The 13300-nt window shown below is 35.0% G+C and carries 13 protein-coding genes; 4 read left to right on the forward strand and 9 right to left on the reverse strand.

Going from position 1 to position 13300, the window contains the following annotated elements:
- Positions 1–6 precede the first annotated feature (6 nt).
- Both EMTOL_RS16515 and EMTOL_RS21915 read right to left on the reverse strand, forming a co-directional pair.
- Positions 7–735 (reverse strand): carbon-nitrogen hydrolase family protein, encoded by a 729-nt coding sequence (locus EMTOL_RS16515; RefSeq protein WP_015030454.1) that lies wholly within the window; start codon positions 733–735, stop codon positions 7–9.
- 53 nt (positions 736–788) lie between these two features.
- Entirely contained in the window at positions 789–2027 is a 1239-nt protein-coding gene (locus tag EMTOL_RS21915; RefSeq protein ID WP_052315401.1) for an OmpA family protein, read from the reverse strand.
- A 93-nt stretch (positions 2028–2120) separates the two neighbouring features.
- Between EMTOL_RS21915 and EMTOL_RS16525 the strand changes: the two genes are divergently transcribed.
- Entirely contained in the window at positions 2121–2636 is a 516-nt protein-coding gene (locus EMTOL_RS16525; RefSeq protein ID WP_015030456.1) for a peptide deformylase, read from the forward strand.
- A gap of 65 nt (positions 2637–2701) precedes the next feature.
- Here EMTOL_RS16525 and EMTOL_RS16530 read toward each other — a convergent pair whose 3' ends face one another.
- From EMTOL_RS16530 to EMTOL_RS16560, 7 genes are all read right to left on the reverse strand, one after another.
- Positions 2702–3583 carry a flavin reductase family protein gene (locus EMTOL_RS16530; protein ID WP_015030457.1) on the reverse strand — a complete coding sequence of 294 codons (882 nt, stop codon included), beginning with the start codon at positions 3581–3583 and terminating at the stop codon, positions 2702–2704.
- 76 nt (positions 3584–3659) lie between these two features.
- Positions 3660–4862, reverse strand: coding sequence for a fumarylacetoacetase (fahA, locus tag EMTOL_RS16535; protein WP_015030458.1), 1203 nt, complete (start codon positions 4860–4862; stop codon positions 3660–3662).
- Between the two features lie 66 nt (positions 4863–4928).
- Positions 4929–5366, reverse strand: coding sequence for a MarR family winged helix-turn-helix transcriptional regulator (locus EMTOL_RS16540; protein ID WP_015030459.1), 438 nt, complete (start codon positions 5364–5366; stop codon positions 4929–4931).
- Positions 5367–5572: 206 nt separating this feature from the next.
- On the reverse strand, positions 5573–6304 hold the full coding sequence (gene phhA / locus EMTOL_RS16545; protein WP_015030460.1) for a phenylalanine 4-monooxygenase: 732 nt from the start codon (positions 6302–6304) through the stop codon (positions 5573–5575).
- A 23-nt stretch (positions 6305–6327) separates the two neighbouring features.
- Positions 6328–7455 (reverse strand): 4-hydroxyphenylpyruvate dioxygenase, encoded by a 1128-nt coding sequence (hppD, locus tag EMTOL_RS16550; protein ID WP_015030461.1) that lies wholly within the window; start codon positions 7453–7455, stop codon positions 6328–6330.
- A 126-nt stretch (positions 7456–7581) separates the two neighbouring features.
- A complete protein-coding gene (locus EMTOL_RS16555; RefSeq protein WP_015030462.1) occupies positions 7582–8739 on the reverse strand; it encodes a homogentisate 1,2-dioxygenase in 1158 nt (385 codons plus the stop codon).
- A gap of 237 nt (positions 8740–8976) precedes the next feature.
- On the reverse strand, positions 8977–9807 hold the full coding sequence (locus EMTOL_RS16560) for an alpha/beta hydrolase (protein WP_015030463.1): 831 nt from the start codon (positions 9805–9807) through the stop codon (positions 8977–8979).
- Between the two features lie 54 nt (positions 9808–9861).
- On the opposite strand from EMTOL_RS16560, the gene dcm reads away from it, so the two are divergent.
- The 3 genes from dcm to amaB are packed head-to-tail and all read left to right on the forward strand — an operon-like array spanning position 9862 to position 13242.
- Complete coding sequence (dcm, locus tag EMTOL_RS16565) at positions 9862–10974, forward strand: DNA (cytosine-5-)-methyltransferase (RefSeq protein ID WP_015030464.1); 1113 nt, start codon at positions 9862–9864, stop codon at positions 10972–10974.
- On the forward strand, positions 10922–11671 hold the full coding sequence (locus tag EMTOL_RS16570) for a PDDEXK family nuclease (RefSeq protein ID WP_015030465.1): 750 nt from the start codon (positions 10922–10924) through the stop codon (positions 11669–11671). The genes dcm and EMTOL_RS16570 overlap by 53 nt, the downstream gene beginning before the upstream one ends.
- A 44-nt stretch (positions 11672–11715) precedes the next feature.
- Positions 11716–13242 (forward strand): L-piperidine-6-carboxylate dehydrogenase, encoded by a 1527-nt coding sequence (gene amaB / locus EMTOL_RS16575; RefSeq protein WP_015030466.1) that lies wholly within the window; start codon positions 11716–11718, stop codon positions 13240–13242.
- Positions 13243–13300: the final 58 nt, after the last annotated feature.

Below are 13300 nucleotides of genomic sequence, written 5' to 3' on the forward strand. Positions count from 1 at the left end.
GTTGTTTCAAAAGTAAAAAGAACTTGTTGTTTGGTCTTCTGAATCAAAAAATAACAAACCCTCTGAATTGGAATCTAACTTTCCTAAAACCTCACCATTTGAAAGCCAAACAGCCGATTGACCTTTGGCAACAAAATCTTCGGCGGGGCCTACCGAATTGCACATTAATACAGTTAAATTAAAACATTGAGCAATTTTTGGGTAGTGATTATAAGCTTTTTCCAAACCTTTGGTAGATTTTGCAACACTAGCTATATATAAATTAGCTTTAGCTTTGGCCGCTTTTTCGGCGTGTTTTTCTAATAACGATTCAAAACAAATCGCTGGAGCAATCAAATTATTTTCCTGCGAAATTAAAACTTCATCATTACATGTTACAAAATAGGGTAGCTCATCGGCATGAAGAATCTGTTTTGAATATACTTTTAACGGAAGATTTTTTTGAAAAATAAGCATGCTAATACTTACTCCCAGAGCTTGTAAAAGTGGTGCACCAATACAAATGGTAATATTTGATTGGTTGCTCAGCATTTGAAATATGTCAAATCGTTTATCGGTTGGAGTTGTGGCTAAAGTTCTAGCAAGTGTTGGTTCATAGGAGCTGATTGATAATTCTGGGAAGAAGATAAAATCAGCCTTCATTTCAATGGCTTTTACAATACAATTTACGTGTTTCTGTATATTTTTTTCAATTTCACCTCTATAAGATTGAATTTGTGCAAGACATATTTTCATAAAAAAGGGGATTTTGTTCGATATTAGCGAAAAATCCCCTTTTTATTAAATTTTTACTCAATAATTAAAAACTCTACTCTTCTATTTTGTTTGCGACCTTCCTCTGTGTTATTATCAGCAATTGGCTTTGTATCGCCATAACCTTTGAATTGAATTCTATATCCGGGAATTCCTTTGCTGATTAGGTATTCTCTAACATTGTAGGCTCTTTCTAGTGATAATCGCTTATTTTGGCTTGCTTCGCCCACATTATCGGTATGACCTTCAACAATGATATTCATTTTAGGGTCATCTTTGAGCATTTTTAATAAACCATTCAGTTGTTCGTACGAATTAGGTAAAAGTTTTGATTCTCCAATTTCGAAATATACTTTATCAAGCCTAAACTTATTTTCCTCAATCATTATTGGTTTATTTTCTTCCTTTTTACTCTCAACTACTTTTGGCGTTTCTTTGACTGTTTCGGGTTTCTTGATTTCTTTCTCAATTGGATTTAGATAAAAGCTCTGATTAAACAGTTGACTTTTATCTAGTTTCGATAAATCCATGCTCTCTTGCGTATTTTCATAGCCTTTGGCCGAAGCAATAAAAGTATAGGCTTCAGGTTTAATTTTAAAGGTAAATTCTCCTGTCGGAGTGGTTTTTACTGAATCAGATTTTTGTGCATCAAAGTCATAACGGTACAAAACTTTACCAACAATCGGTTTATTGGTTTTAGAGTCGATTAGTTTACCTTTGATTGTAAGCATGACCTCTTCATCTTCTCTAGGTGCTGATTTTTTTGTATCAGTTGGTGGAACTTGCACCAATGGGTTATTGATATGAACCCCATAAAAATTCCAATATTTATGACTATCCTCTGGGCGATTTTTACCTTCTATCAAATTAAAGGTTTCAATACCGGGGTCGAGTTTTTCAAAATACACTATAAATCTATATTTCTCTCCTGGAACAACTTCTTTTTCTTCTGGTAATTCGGGAATCCCAGTACATTTAACATATTTGAATCGTTTTCCATTTCCGTTAATATAGCTTTTAGGATTAAAAGAAATGGTATAACCACTATTTCTTCTTGGTTGGTTTTGATAAGGGAATTGAAATTGATAGTTATTTCCGCTTGCTTGGGTAATCTGATAGGAGAAATAGACAATGGTATTATTGCCACGAATTTCAACTTTTGTTATATCGGTTTCGTAGCTGGTTTGGTCATCAATCTCGGGCATTTTTGTGATTATTTGACCAAAACTATTGAGAAAAGATAAAATAAAAAGTGTTGATAATAATTTTTTCATCGTGTTGAATGTTCAATTTTACTCCACCAAAAAAACGATTGTAGGTATTTTTTAGTTTATTTGTGGTTGTTAATTTTTGTTAAATAAAATTCAATGAAAACCCTTAACGATTTACTACAATTGGGAGACCCTCGTTTATATGAGGTTTGCGAGCCTGTTCAAGAAAACGAATTGCCAATGGTTAAAGAATGGGTGGCTGATTTACACAATGTTATGGAAGAAATCAGAGCCAAATACAAATTTGGTCGTGGAATTGCTGCTCCGCAGTTGGGTATTATGAAGCGATTAATTTATTTGAATTTGAATACACCTTCAGGAAGTGTTCCATACATTATTATTAATCCAGTATTTGAGAATTTGAGTGAAGAGCTATTTGAACTTTGGGATGATTGTATGTCTTTCCCAAATTTGTTGGTCAAAGTTAAACGCCATCAATCATTGACTATTAAGTATTTAGACGAAAATTGGCAACCCAAAGTTTGGAAAGTGGAAGGGGCAATTTCTGAACTTTTACAACATGAATTTGACCATCTTGAAGGTATTCTTTGTACCATGCGAGCCATTGATAATCAATCTTTTAAATGGAGACCAACTCCCGATTCTAATTGAAAATTTAGATTAAAAAATGATAAAAAAATCCCCCTTGTGCGTAGGTGTGTGCGAATGTGGGGTTGTCAAAACGATTGTAATAGTACCAACCATGCTTCTTTGACTTTATTTTGTTCCAATAATTTGGCTGCTTCGGCATGTAATAAATTATCAAGAAATGCACAGCCGTACATTACTTGCTCAATAATATTTTGCATGACTGAAGATTCCTTGTAAGCTAAAACTTCTTCTTGGCTTGGTAATTCTTCAATATTTCCTAATTGCCCTAAATGATTACCTGTAAGTATTTTAGATAATCTGATACTTTCAGGAATGGCGTCATAACCAATGCCAATTTTGGTGTTTGGTTTTTCTACTTCAAACATCGAATCATTATTCGCCCGCACGTACCAATCTCCTCCCATGCGTGCTACCCAATCGGTTTTTGTTTGGTCTATTTTGTTGTGTTCATTTAGTATTAGTTCAGAAAAATGAGCCATAATTACCTCACAAATAACCATGTTCATGGTGCCAATTTGTTTGATTTCCAGTACTTTACATTCAAATTGTGCTTTTGATTCTTTTACTCTTGGCGGTTGAACTAAAATAGATTTTTCCTCCGTAAATCCTGCTTTTATAAATTCGTTTGTACCCTTTGGATATTCTACACTTGAGAGTGACATTTGCTGTACCATATTGTAATCAACAATATTGATGACTACTTCAGGAATTTCTTCAAGATTTACAATTGTATCTTTTTTAGAGCCATCACGTCCTCGATTATTTGGAGCAAAAACCAAAATTGGGGGATTTATACCCATAATATTAAAAAAACTAAATGGACTCAGATTTACATTACCTTCTTTATCAATTGTACTCGCAAAAGCAATGGGTCTTGGGGCTACTGCACCCGTCATGTAGCTATAAAAAACTCTTGAATCTAATTCTTTTGGATTTAACGTTAGCATGTTTTTTGTTGAAAAACAACCTTCTGCCCCTTTTTAATAATTCCCCTTTGAAGCGGGCAGGGGATGTAAACTATATTTAAACTATTTTACCAAAGACTTCTCCAAACCCAACACGTTTTCCATCTTTTTCGCAAAAACCGTGCATCGAAACTCTATCTCCATTTTCGAGATATGTTCGGGTTTGTCCATCGTTTAAACTAATTGTGTTTTTACCTGCCCAATTTAGCTCAAGTAATGAACCATAAGAATTTGCTTCAGAGCCACTGATAGTTCCAGATGCTAAAATATCGCCAATTTTTAAGTTGCATCCATTCACCGTGTGGTGGGCTACTTGCTGGGCAATATTCCAATACATATATTTAAAATTTGTCTTACAGATGGTGCTTTCGTTTAATCTAACCGCAAGTTTGATATCAAAATTCCTTGCACCATCTACTTGTAGATATGGCAATGGCGTAGGGTCTTGAATGGGGCCATTCACACGAAAATCTTCTAATGCATCAATCATTACCACCCATGGAGAAATTGAAGAGGCAAAGTTTTTACCTAAAAATGGGCCTAAAGGTAAAGTTTCCCAACGTTGAATATCACGAGCCGACCAATCATTGAAAAGTACAAATCCAAAAACATAATTTTCGGCGTCTGCTACTTTTATTTGTTCTCCTTGTTGGCTGTTTCTTCCAATAATAGCACCTATTTCTAATTCAAAATCTAATTCTTTAGTATATCCATAAATTGGACTAGCAGAATCTGCGGGTTTAAATTGCCCCATCGGTCTGTGTATATCAGTACCCGAAACTACAATCGAACTGGCTCTTCCATGATAAGCAATCGGAATATGTTTCCAATTTGGATAAAGTGGATTATCTGGTCTGAAAATTTTTCCTGCATTGGTCGCGTGTTCAATGCTTGAATAAAAATCAGTATAATCACCAACTTTTACGGGCATGTGTAAGTTTAATTCATCAATTTTATGAAAAAGGGCATAAAAATGTCTTTTTAAAGGAGAATTTTCAACTGATAACCATTCTTGGATTTGTAATCTGACTTCATTGCAGCGTTTACGCCCCAGCCCAATAAATGGATTAAGAGAATTTTGATTGAAAATATTTCTAGGAATTTCAAGTAGTCCTAACTTTCGAGCAAGTTCTAAATCAATTACCCATTCACCAATTCGGCAACCTACGCTTGGTTTTGATTTTTTTTTACTGAAAATTCCGAATGGAAGATTAAATATTGAAAAGTCGCTATCTTTAGATATATCGAGCCAAGTATTCATTTTTTGATTATTTACAAAATCAGTTTACAAACTTCAGTATTGTAAACTGATTTTGTAAACTATTGATTATTTATCGCTCACGTTTTTATAAATCGTGTCCATAATTCTCACCAGATGGTCGTAATCTTCATCGGTTAAACTACCCCAAGATTTCCTTCGAATATCAGCAATGACCACTAATGCATTTTCGTGCAGTTTTTCACCTTCTTCGGTCAAATAAATATTAAATTTACGTCGGTCATCATCGGCCATTTGGCGTCTAACTAATCCTTTTTCAACCAATAAATCTAAGATTCTGGTAATCGTTGGAGCATCTTTAGCGGTATCTACTGCCAAGTCATTTTGACTAATCCCTGCTTTGGGCTTAATGTGGTCAATAACCACCCATTGGTCAACAGTTAAGTCAATTCCGCCGTCAGTAAGTCCCTTTTGCATGAAACTTCTGATTCGTTTGATGGTGGTATCAATCTTGAAATAGTAAGAACGCTTATCTAAGTGAGTCATTTATTTAAAATTCAGTCTTTTTCTACTTTAGTTATGGAAGTTAGCTTTTAATAGAGTAAATATTTGATTGAGAGATTCGGTTTTTATGAAAATTTGCAAAAGAAATATTGATAAAAGTGCGAAAATTCCAAAGAATATCCAAAGATAAAAGCTAATTGCCAATTACTACAAACAATATTAATTACAAAAGTAGAAAAATCCTTCAATTATTGATACACTAATAATTGACGTTCTAAAATTTCTTCAAATTTTTTTAATGATTGATAAAGTTGTTCGTAAGATTCAATGACAAAGTATTTTTTTTGATAAGCATCAATTTTAACCTCTGTATTTAGAATCTTCTCAATATTATAGGTCACTCTTTCGGGAACCCCACTCACTAAACTATAGACACTTTCTCCGCTTGAAGAAATGATTCCGCCACCATAAATTTTTAATTGGTTATTTTCACGAATCAGTCCAAATTCTACCGTAAACCAGTAAAGTTTTTGGAGCAATTTTATTGCTTCTTCAATATGAATATACTTGAGAGAAATAACACTAAACTCAGCGAGGAAATCGCAAAAAGCTTGATTTGTCAACAAAGGAATATGCCCGAAGGTATCATGAAACATATCAGGTTCTTCTAAATATTCTAATTGCTCTTTAGTTCTAAGCCATGTTGAGGCTGGAAACTTTTTCGATGCCAAAAGTTCGAAAAATTCCTTAATTGGTACTAAACCCTCACACGCCACAACTGTCCATCCAGTTAATGCTTGAAGTCTTGGATTTATTTCTGTATCAAAATTCGGAATATGTTCTGCTGTAAAGCCAGCCTTATCAATTCCTTCTAAGTAATCAATGCTGGCAATTGCAGGTAATTTCTGCATTTGTCGTTCGAAAAGTAATTTCCAAACTTCTTGGTCGGCGGAGGTGTATGCTTGATAATTTTGATTCATTTTCAGAATGATTTAAAATTATTCTATAACGTTCCTCTTAAGATTTGTTCACGTTCAATTGCTTCAAAAAGGGCTTTGAAATTGCCTTTTCCGAATGATTTTGCCCCTTTTCTTTGAATAATTTCAAAGAACATTGTTGGACGTGGTTCGATTGGTTTAGTGAAAATTTGAAGTAAATATCCTTCTTCATCACGGTCAACCAAGATTCCTAGCATTTTAAGTTGTTCGATTTCTTCTTCAATATCTCCAACTCTACTTCGCAAATCTTCGTAGTAGCTATCTGGTACTTGTAAAAATTCAACACCATGGTTTCGCAAGTGCGTAACCGTTGTAATAATATCATCAGTAGCAACCGCCAAATGTTGTACGCCAGCACCCTCATAAAAATCTAAGTATTCTTCAACTTGTGAGCGTTTTTTCCCCTCGGCTGGTTCGTTAATTGGAAATTTGATTCGACCATTACCATTCGACATCACCTTGCTCATCAAAGCGGTATATTCGGTAGAAATATCTTTGTCATCAAAACTTACCAACTGATTGAAACCCATCACGTTTGAATAGAAATTTACCCACTCGTTCATGGCATTCCAACCTACATTCCCAACAATGTGGTCAATATACTTCAAACCAACTGGAGCAGGGCGATAAACTGGATTCCAAGGTCGGAAATTTGGTAAAAAGATACCTTTATAGGCATTTCTTTCTACAAAAATATGAACAGTATCACCGTAAGTATGAATACCTGAACGAACCACTTTTCCATTTTCATCCTCTTCAACAACGGGTTCAAAGTAAGGCTTCGCTCCACGAGAAATGGTCTCGTAGTAAGCATCGCTGGCATCATCAACCCAAAGGGCAACAACCTTTACACCATCGCCATGTTGGTCAATGTGACGTCCAATTTCAGTATTTCCGTGTAAAGGAGAAGTTAATACTAATCTAATTTTACCTTGTTGAACAACGTAACTTTCTCTGTCACGGAGACCAGTTTCTAAACCTGCATAAGCTAAAGGTTGAAAACCAAATGCTGTTTGGTAATAATGGGCAGCTTGTTTGCAGTTTCCTACATATAATTCAATGTAGTCTGTGCCATTGATTGGTAGGAAATCATTTTTTTGATCGGTAATATTTTGAGTTTCTTGAAGTAGCATTTTATTATTTTTTTTAGAATGTTGATATAAATTTTGAATTAACACGAAGCCATTAAGAACATAGAGAAATACTAAATGAAACTACTTGCTCTTAATGTCTTTTTGGTATCTATCGCTCAGTTTTAACTAATCTATCCAACTCTGAAAATATTTGCCATCATCATATTTCATGGCATTTTCAGTAATCATCAATGGGCGGAAAGTATCAACCATGACAGCCAATTCATGCGTTTCCTTTTTACCAATGCTTCGCTCCATTGCTCCCGGATGTGGTCCATGCGGAATTCCGCCAGGATGAATGGTAATATGGCCTTTGGCAATATCATTTCTACTCATAAAATCTCCATCTACATAATAAATTACTTCATCGGAGTCAATATTTGAGTGATTATATGGTGCTGGAATGGCTTTTGGATGATAATCGTAAAGCCTCGGGCAAAATGAGCAAACTACAAAAGCATCAGTTTGAAAAGTTTGATGTACTGGCGGTGGTTGGTGAATTCGACCAGTTATTGGCTCAAAATTATGAATTGAGAAGCCCCAAGGATAATTGTAACCGTCATAACCAACTACATCGAAAGGATGATATTGGTAAACTAATTGATGAAGTTGATGTTGTTTTTTTATTTTAATTAGAAATTCACCTTTTTGGTCGAATGTTTCTAAAACTTCTGGAAGTTTATAATCTCTTTCGCAAAAAGGCGAACTTTCAAGGAGTTGTCCAAAATGATTTCGGTAACGTTTTGGCGTATAAATTGGCGAATGGGATTCGACATAAAAAATTCGATTGTCTTCTGTATCAAAATCAATCTGATAAATCATTCCTCTCGGAATAATCAAATAATCTCCATATTCAAAACTAATGTTCCCAAGTTGAGTACGAAGTGTTCCCGAACCCTTATGGATAAACAACAGCTCATCTGAATCGGCATTTTTATAAAAATAGTCTCGTAATGACTTTTTCGGAGCAGCCATACCAATGATGCAATCTTTATTGAACATCATCGGCTCACGACTTTCAAGAAAATCATCTTTGGGTTCCACATTAAAACCAATAAACTTACGCATCATCATGTTGTGCGTATTTGCTGATTTTGGTGTTAAGTCTTGACTTTCAAGGATTTGCATCACTTGCGTTGGTCGATGAATGTGATACATCAATGAAGCCATTCCATCGAAGCCAATTGTCCCAAACAATTGTTCGTAGTATAAACTACTATCGGGCTTTTCAAATTGAATATGCCTTTTGGCTGGAATTTTCCCAAGTTTATGATAGATAGGCATTTTTTTGAATGATTTATCTAAAATTCTATTAATTGCTTTGCTAACTATTGTTGTGCATACAAAATTATAAATAATATTTGTTATGACAATTAAAATATAACTATTTTTTTATTTGTTTAAATTATACCAAGCAGAATAGTAAGATTATAGGACAAGTTTTTAACTTGTCAATCGGAGAGAAGTAATATGAAAAGGAAATGTAGTGGGCGTATCGCATACACCCACATAGATAGGGGGTTAAACTAAATTATCGAGCCAAAGAATGATTTTCTTGAAAACTTCAGCTTTTTCGGGCTCATTATGAGTTTCATGATAAAGACCTTCCAATGAAGTAAAAGTTAAATTCTTGCCAGCTTTTTGGGCAAAAAGTTCGCTTCCATGATGAGAGGTGAGTCGGTCGGCTGTGCCATGATAAAGTAAAGTTGGCACTAACAGTTTTGCAACATTTTCAATCGCCCATTGGCCGGTTTCTATCATTTCAATACCCATTTTGGCTGAAACTTTATCGTGCACTAAAGGGTCTTCATTGTATTTTTTCACTTCTTCTAAATCTCTCGAGATGGCCGAAGAATCTAAACCACTACTTAGACTTAACGATGGAAAAATTCCTTTCATCATTCGTCCAATAAAGAGTGTAATTTTCGAAGGTTGAAACGCTAATTGAAAATAAGGAGAAGAAAGAATTGCTCCAGTAATTTTAGGTTGACGACGGAGTAGGTAGTTAGCTACTAAATTCCCACCCATACTGTGACCATAAAGAATTTGTTTTGTATTCGGAAAATGCTCAGATGCTACTTTCAATAAAGTATCAACATCATTTAAAAATGTGTCAAAATCTGGAAAATGCCCTCTTTTCCCTTCTGATTTTCCATGACCACGGTGGTCACAGCCAATTACAGAGTAGCCATTGCTCGTAAACATTTCAGCTACATGGTTATAGCGATTAATATGTTCGCCCATACCGTGCATGATGCAAATTACTGCTTTTGTAGGTTGTGTTGACTCCCATTTTTTGCCATAAATATTGAGTCCATCAGAGGATTTCCAAGATAATTCGGTAGTGTTCATAAGGTTTTTAGAATAGATTGATGGTTAAAGATATGAAAAACAAATCATAAGTTGATGTATGTTTGTGGCTTGGGTTGGTTTATTTATATTTGTGGGGGAAAAGCAAAGTTCAGGTGTGATGTAATGATTAAAGTTGAAAGTAAAATATTGTCCGATTATAAATTTATCGACTTATTTGCAGGGATAGGTGGTTTTCATATTGCTTTGTCATCGTTTGGTGCTTCATGTGTTTTTGCCTCAGAATGGGATAAATACGCAGCCGATAGCTATGAAGCAAACTTTAACCAAAGACCGGTCGGAGATATTACTCAAATAAATGAAATTGATATTCCTAAACACGATATTTTATGTGCAGGCTTTCCATGTCAATCATTTTCTATTTCGGGTAAACAAATGGGGTTTGAGGACATTAGAGGTTCACTTTTTTTTGATATTGTTCGCATTATAAATTTTCATAAGCCGAAGGTAGTTTTCTTAGAAAATGTTAAAAACTTGGTTAATCATGATGAAGGCCGAACTTTAAAAGTTGTTATATATACACTTGAAAGTGTTGGTTATAAAGTTTTTACAAAGATATTAAACTCAAGTAATTTTGGTTTGCCGCAAAACCGAGAGAGAATTTATATTGTTGCATTTCTCACAAATATCGATTCAAATGGCTTTTCATTTCCAAAGCCTACTAACGAACCTACTTCAGTAGAGGAGATTTTAGAAACAAATCCAGTTGACGTAAAATTTATTGAGCGAGATGATATTCAGTTTTACAAAACGTATTTATTTCAAGATACACTTTTCGGGAAAACTAAAATCAACAAACCTCTGCAAATTGGTAAAGTAAATAAAGGTGGACAAGGTGAACGTATTTACGACATACGTGGTCATGCAATTACACTTTCTGCACACGGAGGCGGAATTGGAGCAAAAACAGGGTTATATTTTATAAATGGTAAAATTAGAAGATTAACTACAAGAGAATGTGCCAGAGTGCAGGGGTTTCCAGAAGACTTTAAAATAACCCCAAATACTTCACAAGCATACAAACAATTCGGTAATAGCGTATCGATTAATGTTTTGCAAAGAATAATGATAGAAGTTCAGAAAATTTTACTTAAAAATGAACAAAGAACAATTAAAAGGTTCACAAACAGCAAGGAATGGGTTTCTTAACGAGGATGATATTGTTGAAAAATTCAATGCTTGGCAAATTGATGATGATGCTCAAAAATGGCTTTTGAAAATGGAATATCAATTATCCGAGATTGAGTTTGTCAAAGCGATAAAGCTAAGTGGTTTTAAAACTGATGTTCAAGTTCAGATAACAGTAAAACTAAAAGAAGCGATTGATGCTCAGAATCTACAAGTCAAACTCATAAGCAATCCAAAAGGGTTTAATCAGATAGATAAAAGATGGGTAGATAAATATGTTGAAATGTGGGATATTTCTCCCATAATTGTCTCTATATTAAAACGATATACAGGAGAAATTCAACCAAATATTAATACTCCTAAGGATAAAAGAAGGATGTTTGCCAATGAATTTTCAGAAAATGAACAAGCGGAAATATTAAAATGGCTCAGTACCAATAAATCGCTTATTGTTTCGGATATTTTGAAAGGCAGAGGTCAATTCGCGGCAGAATGGATGTTGGTGGCACAAAAAACAAAAACGAATTCAAGATGGATTTTGAAACCAATGAATTTTTGTCTTAACTATTTTGGTAATGGAGCAGTTGAAATAACCGAAAGAGGTAATTTCAAAATAGGGAAAATAACAATGCAAAGAAAAGGCGGTGATGGAGGCAGAATCACAGCAAATATGCTTCAATTTAAGTTAAACCCTGCTGAATTATTTGAAAACGAATAAATTTAGAAATTAGTAAATACACTTCAAAAAATCAACAAAACCAAATGAAACAAGTATTAAAATCATTAAAAATCAAGTCTATCAATAATGGGCTAAGCACTGGAATAGAGAGTTGGGCAGGGAGCGGTAAAGTGCTGAGTTCATACTCACCAGTTGATGGACACTTGATTGGAAAAGTTCGTCAGGCAAACCGGGAAGATTATGATAAAGTCATAGAAAGTGCAAAAGCTGCTTTTAAAGTTTGGCGTAATATTCCTGCACCTAAACGAGGTGAAATTGTGCGTCAGATGGGCGATGCACTTCGTGAAAATAAAAATGCTTTAGGGCGTCTTGTAAGCTACGAAATGGGCAAAAGCCTGCAAGAAGGTTGGGGTGAAGTACAAGAAATGATAGATATTTGCGATTTTGCGGTTGGGCTCTCTCGTCAATTATATGGTCTTACGATGCACTCAGAGCGTCCGCAACACCGTATGTATGAGCAATGGCATCCAATTGGTATTGTTGGAATTATTACGGCTTTTAATTTTCCAGTAGCAGTTTGGTCATGGAATACCATGCTTGCTTGGATTTGTGGCGATGTTTGTGTTTGGAAACCCTCAGAAAAAACACCATTAACTGCCATTGCTTGTCAGAATATTATCCAAGATGTGTTGCGTAAAAATGATATTCCAGAAGGAGTTTCTTCGATAATTGTTGGCGATAGAAAAGTAGGAGAGTGGTTATCAAATGATACGAATGTTGCTTTAGTATCTGCTACCGGTTCTACAAGAATGGGTAAAGCGGTTGGTCAAGCTGTTGCCGCTCGTTTTGGTAAAAGTTTGTTGGAGCTCGGTGGAAATAACGCCATCATTGTCACACAAAATGCTGATTTAGATGTTGTAATCCCAGCAGTTGTTTTTGGAGCGGTCGGCACAGCTGGGCAACGTTGTACAACTACTCGACGATTATTCTTACACGAAAGTATCTTTGAGGAGGTAAAAGGACGATTAGTGAAAGCCTATTCTCAACTAAGAATCGGAAATCCATTAGATGTTCACAATCACGTTGGCCCTTTGATTGATTTGGATGCTGTTAATAACTATCAAACAGCTATTAATAATATTGTAAATGAAGGAGGAAAAGTGCTTTGTGGAAATGAAATTTTAAGTGGAACAGGCTATGAATCAGGTTGTTATGTAAAACCAACTATTGTGGAGGTTGAAAGCCAAAGCCCGACCGTTTGTCATGAAACCTTTGCTCCAATTCTTTACATCAAGAAATTTAGTACGCTTGATGATGCCATCGAATTACAGAATGCTGTTCCGCAAGGTTTATCTTCTTCCATTTTTACCCTAAATATGCGAGAAGCTGAACAGTTTTTATCTTGTACAGGCTCAGATTGTGGCATTGCCAATGTAAATATTGGTACTTCAGGAGCTGAAATTGGTGGAGCTTTTGGCGGAGAAAAAGAAACGGGCGGAGGTCGTGAAAGTGGCTCAGATGCTTGGAAAAACTATATGCGTCGCCAAACCAATACCATCAATTATAGTTCACAACTGCCTCTTGCACAGGGAATTAAGTTTGATTTATAAGATTAGATTATAAAAGCGAGACAAGAGCTAAATGATAAATTATCTCTTGTCTCTTGTC

Source organism: Emticicia oligotrophica DSM 17448, from assembly GCF_000263195.1.
GTDB lineage: Bacteria > Bacteroidota > Bacteroidia > Cytophagales > Spirosomataceae > Emticicia > Emticicia oligotrophica.

Excerpts from the sequence above, each read along its gene's own strand:
- EMTOL_RS16515 (WP_015030454.1), bottom strand. The coding sequence starts at position 735 with ATGAAAATATGTCTTGCACAAATTCAATCTTATAGAGGTGAAATTGAA.
- EMTOL_RS21915 (WP_052315401.1), bottom strand. The coding sequence starts at position 2,027 with ATGAAAAAATTATTATCAACACTTTTTATTTTATCTTTTCTCAATAGT.
- EMTOL_RS16525 (WP_015030456.1), top strand. The coding sequence starts at position 2,121 with ATGAAAACCCTTAACGATTTACTACAATTGGGAGACCCTCGTTTATAT.
- EMTOL_RS16530 (WP_015030457.1), bottom strand. The coding sequence starts at position 3,583 with ATGCTAACGTTAAATCCAAAAGAATTAGATTCAAGAGTTTTTTATAGC.
- fahA (WP_015030458.1), bottom strand. The coding sequence starts at position 4,862 with ATGAATACTTGGCTCGATATATCTAAAGATAGCGACTTTTCAATATTT.
- EMTOL_RS16540 (WP_015030459.1), bottom strand. The coding sequence starts at position 5,366 with ATGACTCACTTAGATAAGCGTTCTTACTATTTCAAGATTGATACCACC.
- phhA (WP_015030460.1), bottom strand. The coding sequence starts at position 6,304 with ATGAATCAAAATTATCAAGCATACACCTCCGCCGACCAAGAAGTTTGG.
- hppD (WP_015030461.1), bottom strand. The coding sequence starts at position 7,455 with ATGCTACTTCAAGAAACTCAAAATATTACCGATCAAAAAAATGATTTC.
- EMTOL_RS16555 (WP_015030462.1), bottom strand. The coding sequence starts at position 8,739 with ATGCCTATCTATCATAAACTTGGGAAAATTCCAGCCAAAAGGCATATT.
- EMTOL_RS16560 (WP_015030463.1), bottom strand. The coding sequence starts at position 9,807 with ATGAACACTACCGAATTATCTTGGAAATCCTCTGATGGACTCAATATT.
- dcm (WP_015030464.1), top strand. The coding sequence starts at position 9,862 with ATGTATGTTTGTGGCTTGGGTTGGTTTATTTATATTTGTGGGGGAAAA.
- EMTOL_RS16570 (WP_015030465.1), top strand. The coding sequence starts at position 10,922 with ATGAACAAAGAACAATTAAAAGGTTCACAAACAGCAAGGAATGGGTTT.
- amaB (WP_015030466.1), top strand. The coding sequence starts at position 11,716 with ATGAAACAAGTATTAAAATCATTAAAAATCAAGTCTATCAATAATGGG.